This is a genomic window from Nakamurella sp. (assembly GCF_048594475.1).
In the GTDB taxonomy this organism is placed as follows: Bacteria; Actinomycetota; Actinomycetes; order Mycobacteriales; family Nakamurellaceae; genus Nakamurella.
Window position 1 is genome coordinate 1 of the sequence record NZ_JBMDXT010000179.1, and the last position, 3,114, is coordinate 3,114.

General features: G+C 70.6%; 4 protein-coding genes. 2 read left to right on the plus strand and 2 right to left on the minus strand.

Translation table 11 applies throughout. From position 1 onward, the window contains the following. Positions 1-625: type II CAAX prenyl endopeptidase Rce1 family protein (locus tag ACOJUF_RS08780; protein WP_420121481.1), on the minus strand; the 625-nt coding region annotated here is incomplete at its 3' end. A gap of 124 nt (positions 626-749) precedes the next feature. Between ACOJUF_RS08780 and ACOJUF_RS08785 the strand changes: the two genes are divergently transcribed. After that, positions 750-1,985: an acyltransferase family protein gene (locus tag ACOJUF_RS08785; RefSeq protein WP_420121482.1), complete on the plus strand. Its 1,236-nt coding sequence runs from the start codon at positions 750-752 to the stop codon at positions 1,983-1,985. A 103-nt stretch (positions 1,986-2,088) separates the two neighbouring features. Here the strand turns inward: ACOJUF_RS08785 and ACOJUF_RS08790 are convergent, their stop codons facing one another. Continuing rightward, positions 2,089-2,658, minus strand: coding sequence for an NADPH-dependent FMN reductase (locus ACOJUF_RS08790; RefSeq protein WP_420121483.1), 570 nt, complete (start codon positions 2,656-2,658; stop codon positions 2,089-2,091). Positions 2,659-2,983: 325 nt separating this feature from the next. On the opposite strand from ACOJUF_RS08790, the gene ACOJUF_RS08795 reads away from it, so the two are divergent. Then, the coding region (locus ACOJUF_RS08795) for a phosphoribosylformylglycinamidine synthase subunit PurS (protein WP_420121484.1) at positions 2,984-3,114 on the plus strand (131 nt) is incomplete at its 3' end.

Sequence of the window (3,114 nt, forward strand, 5' to 3'; positions counted from 1 at the left end):
TCATCGACAGCACGGCCGCGGTCGTGGTGACCCACGGGTTGGTGCCGATCGTCTCGCCGACCGCGGCGTTGGCCTGGCCGATCCCCATCGAGGGCAGGATGTGCCAGAGCCCGAACAGGAACGACGCGCCCAGCACCGGGAACCAGCGCCAGCGGATCGCCGGCGCCGCCCCCATCAGGGCCGGCAGCACGCCGCGGAAGGCGATCTCCTCCAGCACGACGGTTCCCAGCGGGATCTGCACGAACACCACGTAGAGCATCATCGGCAGGCTGGCCCCGCCGATCCGGCTGTCCAGGAACGCGCTCGACGTCGCCGGAATGATCATCCCCAGGGCGAAGACCAGCGCGGTGCTGCCGACCAGCAGCAGCCCGACGCCCACCGGCCGGTGCCAGTGGCGGATGCTCAACCCGATGGCGACCGGCCCGGCGCCCCCGCGGGTGGACACGAACAGCAGCAGGGCGGCGACCGACAGGTTCCAGGGCACGTAGGCCCACTGCGGGATCACCCGGTTGGCGACGATGTTGCTGATCACCAGCAGGACGACGGCCGCGGCCAGGGCGAGAAGCCGCCGACGGCGCGCGCGGTGGTGGCGGACCGCGGGTCGCGCCTGTACTGCCTGGGCCATGCTCCTATCGTGGACCTCATTCGGCAGGCGCACCATGGAAACGGCTCGGCGGTCCATGGCAGGCCGGTGGGTGGATCGTGGGCCGAAGCTGGGGAGGTGCGCCGTGACCGGTCCGGTCAGGCGGGTGCAGCGCAATCCGTACGCGGACTTCCTGCGGGCGTTCTCGCTGCTCATCGTCATCCTGTGGCACTGGTCGTTCACGATCCTGGTCTGGAACGACAACGGGCCGTACGCGACCAGCCCGTTGGGGTTCACCTCGGGGCTGTGGATCCTGACCTGGCTGTTGCAGGTGATGCCGCTGTTCTTCTACATCGGCGCCTACGTGCACCTGAAGTCATGGGAGCGGGCCGCCGCCCGGGGTGAGGGGCTGGTCCACTTCGCCCTGCGGCAGGCCCGCTCGCTGGCCGTGCCGTGCGCCGCGCTGATGGGCACCTGGATCGTGCTGGGCATCATCGTCACCAGCGTCTGGGACATCCAGTGGGCGTGGCAGGCGATCATCATGGTGCTCTCGCCGCTGTGGTTCGTGGCCGTGTACCTGTTGCTGGTCTGCCTGATGCCGATCACCGTCTGGCTGCATCGGCGGTACGACCTGCTCGTCCTGGTGGTCATGGCCGGGTTGGCCGTCATCATCGACATCCTGCGGTTCCGGGTGGACATCCCCGGCATCGAGTGGGTCAACATGGTCTTCGTCTGGGGCTTCTGCTTCCAACTCGGCTACTTCTACGACCGGATCAGCGGGACGGGCAGCGCCCCGCGCTACAGCGACGGCCGCATCGACTTTGCCTACCAGGCGCCGCGCTTCCGGCAGCAGGCCAAGGTGATGACCGCGGCCGGCCTGTTCGCGCTGGTCGGCCTGGTCTTCTCCGGCCTCTACCCGGGCTCGATGGTGGGTGTGCCGGGCGAGGACTCGAACATGGCCCCGCCCACGGTCTGCATCGTCGCGCTGATGGTGTTCCAGGCCGGCGTCGCCGAGCTGCTGCGGCCGGCCGTCCTGCACGCCCTGGGCCGAGGCGGCGCCTTCGCCAAGGCCACCACCGTCTTCACCCGGTTCGCGCTGCCGCTGTTCCTGTTCCACACCACCGGGATGGCGCTGTCCCGCGGCGTCGAGTGGGCGATCTTCGGGCCGCAGACCGAGGCCGTGGAGCCGACCCTGATGTGGTGGCTGCTGCGGCCGGTGTCCGTCGTCGGCCCGCTGCTGGCCACCCTGCCCGTCATCTACCTGTTCGGGCGGCGCTGGGAGACCCAGACCACGACCCCGCCACCCCGCATCTTCCCCGTCGAGGACGAGGAGGTCGGGGACGGCGGCGACACCGCCCGGCCCGATCCCGCGCGCACCCGGCCCAAGCGGCCGGCCCGCTGAACGCCCGGCCCGCCGACCGTCACCGGTCGGCCGGGACCGTTCCGGACACACCAAGCGGCGCCGGACGGGCGTCCGGCGCCGGTCGTGGTGGGTCGCCCCGCGGTCAGGCCGCTTCGCCGACCAAGACCCGCTCGCGGACCAGGGTGGCCAGCTCGTCGACCAGCGCGGCCGCGGACTCGTCGTTGCCCTCGACCGGGGTGAAGGTGCCGTCGGCGACCTGCCCGAAGACATTCGCCAGGCCGAAGTTCGACCGGGCGATCGGCATCGTCAGGTAACCGCCGAGCAGCTCGATCTGGGCGCGGGCCCGGGCCCCGCCGCCTCCGGCGCCGTAGGTCAGCACACCCAGCGGGGTGCCGGTCCACTCGGCGTGCAGGTAGTTGACCGCGTTGAACAGCGTGGCCGGCGGGAAGCCGTTGTACTCCGGCGAGACGAAGATCAGCGCGTCGGCCTCGTCCACCTCGGCCGACCACGCCTTGGTGTGCGGGTGCACGTACTGCCCGGTCCGCGGGTGGTGCGGCTCGTCGAACATGGGCAGGTCGACGGCGGCCAGGTCGAGGATCTCGACACGGTCGAACGAGCCCTGCTGCCGGGCGCGCTCGGCCAGCCACCGACCGATCGGCTCGCCCAGGCGGCCGGGGCGGGTCGAGGCGATGACGATCTTCAGGGTGCTCATCGGAACTCCTCTATTGGTTTGCGGCGCTCATATATGACCTTTCAACTAAGGATGACGTGTCAACATTCCGCTGTCCATATGGCGATCGTCACGCTCCGTCCGGACCCCCTCACTCCCGTCCCGCGCGGATCATCTGTGTCGGCGCGGCCGAACCCGGCGACTCCAGCCCCATCCGTCCCGTTCGGCGCGAGATGATCCGCGCGGCTGTCCACACCCGGCCGGCCGACTAAGCTCGACCGCGGCCGGACCGGGTCAGGTTCGCGTGCCGCAACGCCGCGGCCCCGGTGACCGGCCGTCCCGAACGCCGAACCCTTGGGGGTATGTCGTGGCTCGCGTGGCCGTCGATGTCGTCATCAAGCCGGAGATCCTCGACCCGCAGGGCAAGGCGATCCTCGCCGCGCTCGGGCGGTCCGGGCACGCCGGGATCACCGCGGTCCGCCAGGGCAAGCACTTCGA

What these genes read in the sequence shown, in the direction of transcription:
- ACOJUF_RS08790 (WP_420121483.1), bottom strand. Translation starts at nt 2,658, where the DNA reads ATGAGCACCCTGAAGATCGTCATCGCCTCGACCCGCCCCGGCCGCCTG.